General features: G+C 35.5%; 1 protein-coding gene. It reads right to left on the bottom strand.

The features are described 5' to 3' along the window. Positions 1-102: 102 nt before the first annotated feature. On the bottom strand, positions 103-2,019 hold the full coding sequence (gene ltrA / locus ACQKNC_RS22530; protein WP_427426923.1) for a group II intron reverse transcriptase/maturase: 1,917 nt from the start codon (positions 2,017-2,019) through the stop codon (positions 103-105). Between the last annotated feature and the right edge of the window lie 675 nt (positions 2,020-2,694).

Genomic DNA, 2,694 nt, shown 5'->3' with positions numbered 1-2,694 from the left:
GATATGGATAGGTAAGCCTTTGAAATCATCTCCAGCTTTTCCCCCCATTCACACCGTACGTGAGGGTTTCCCCTCATACGGCGTTCCATCAATTATGAATCTTTAAACTAATACTTTATTTCCAGCTTTAACACGAAGTTTATTTACTTTGTCCAAACTTTGTTTTGTTAACTCTAACATTTGAAGGTATTTATTAATTATGTCTTCTGTTGTGGCATGAATCAGTTTATGGGCTTCTTTCGTTATAAAAACTAAGTTGTCATACTTATCGTTACCACCTTTTGCCTTTGGAACGATGTGATGTAATTCCATATTTTTCAGTATGAGTGCTTCTTCTGTGATAAAGCAAACCCCTTTTTGAGCAATGTATTTAGAAATACGATTGTCGTTGTATTCAATACTACGATTGATTACAGGATTTTTCATGAGATACTTCACAACTTCTTCTGATACTGATTTTTGCTTTTTATGAATCAGACTTCTACCTTCAACTGTATAATTATTGATTTCTTGCGTAAAGTTTGTTGGACTTTTGTGTTTGATTCCATCGATAGGGAATATCGCTACTTTCGCAACGAATATCTTTTTCTTGCCAAAATAATCTTTGAAATGTTTCTTGTAGTACGTACTTGGCTCACCTTTATCCGATGAAACTTTCTTCAAGCTGTTATATAAGGTTCGTTTGACTGAAAATGCAATTTCACTAAAATCTTTCGTTACCATCGTTGCTTGCTGATAGAAGTTATGAAGTCCTAGAATTGTTGCATTGAGTTTGGACACTTCTGAAGCATTAGATTTCTTTTTAATTCGTTTGATGTTTTCTTTGATTTTGCTAATTGCGTTTTTCTTCGCCTTATTTGTCATGAATGATTTTACGGTATGCTTCTTTTTATTTCTAGCCACTTTCATTTTAAAGCCTAGAAATTCCGAGAAGTTTTTCCTTAAATTAATGACCTTTGATTTTTCTTTACTAATGTCGAGATGTAATCTTTCTTTTAACCATTTTTTCACACCTTCGAAAATCTTGAAGGCACTTTTATAGTCTCTACAAAAGATTTTAAAATCATCTGCATATCGCACAATGAACATTTCTTTCAAGTTTGTGACTCTTTTTAAGGTACTATATTTCACAGACCTATCAAGTCTAACCTTGCCACCAATAATTCTTTTACGCTCATAGTTTTTCTGTGTTTCAAACGTTTCCCACTGATTGCTTATCCACCAATCTAATTCGTTTAGCACAATATTAGATAATAGCGGTGATAAAATACCACCTTGAGGAGTCCCTTTATTAGGTGTTCCTACTCCTACAATTTCTGCTTTCAGTAGTTTACTTATGATTGAGAGAACCTTTTTATCCTGGATACCCATTGACCACATTTGTTTAAGAAGTTTGCCATGATTGACGTTATCGAAGAAACCTTTGATGTCAATATCAACCACATAGTGCAGTTTGTTGATGTTTGCTAATGTTACTGCTCTAGAATATGCATGTAAAGTTCCTCTGTTCGGACGAAAACCGTAACTGTGATTATGGAATTTCGCTTCGCATATTGGTTCTAGAATTTGTTTGATACATTGTTGAATGATTCGGTCTTCGATTGTCGGGATACCGAGTGGTCGAATTCCTCCATTAGCTTTTGGTATTTCTTTTCTTCTTATTTTGTGTGGTATGAAGTTTTCAAGTCTTTTTCTGACATAATCAATTAATGCGTTTGGGTCTTTTTCTCCGATAGTAACGATTGTCGATTCATTAATACCTTTGGTGAGAGAACCCTTGTTTTTCTTGATGTTTCGATATGCCAGTAAAATATTTTCTCTACTAATAATCAATTCATACAGATTTTTAAAGCGTTTGTTCATTTGACTTGCATTGTAAAGGTTATCTAAGGTTTGTTGCATATCGTAATATTCATTGTTTCGTAAGGACTGCCGTTTTAAAACTTTCTTGTTTGCTGTTTCAGTCAATACTCTCACCACTTTATTGCTTCTTTTGGCGATTGCATTTCTTTTAGTCATACGAGAACCTGATATTATAAAGTAATGTTTTAGTCATTCATAAATTGACTAATGGCTATCCCTCCACTGCTTGTTATCACAGCTTCACAGGTACTATGCCATCACTTTCACTGTGCTTAAAATGAGGTTATACTATAGACGTTTTCCCTCATACCGCTTCAACGAGTGCAATCTCTCCACGTAGCCAGCTTACCACGTTCCGAGAAATCATATCTGTACATATAATACTTTTAGGTCATTCCTCTAACCCTGTTAGCTGGATAGTGCCTGTAACACTATAAGGTGTTTCATAAAGACAAATTTTACTCCACCTCACTAACCCAACAATAAGTTGGTGTATCCTTTCGAATACCTATACCTCTAGAGCCGTACATTCGGAATTTCGTCAGTAGGAAGTTTTGTTCCCTACATTCTAACCATGAGTATTTTTATAGAACCCCAGTCTATCTACCACACAGAGTGCCTCCACTCCGCTTTCCTGTGATCAGGGTGATATTCAACTGACTTCACCGAGCTTATAACACCATCATAATTGCCTATGCTGATGCTATTCGGAGGATTAGGTCGAGCCTTTCAGAGCGTTACCTCATCATTCGACTCATCTGATTTCTTAGTTCTCCTAGCAAATATGCTAGTGGCTAATCTTTTCAATTAGCAACGTGTCGCACTATCTTG

It is taken from the genome of Lysinibacillus sp. NPDC094177 (genome assembly GCF_050279145.1).
Classification (GTDB): Bacteria; Bacillota; Bacilli; order Bacillales_A; family Planococcaceae; genus Lysinibacillus.
The sequence above is the reverse complement of the archived record's forward strand: the minus strand, read 5'-3'. Positions and strand labels throughout refer to the sequence as shown.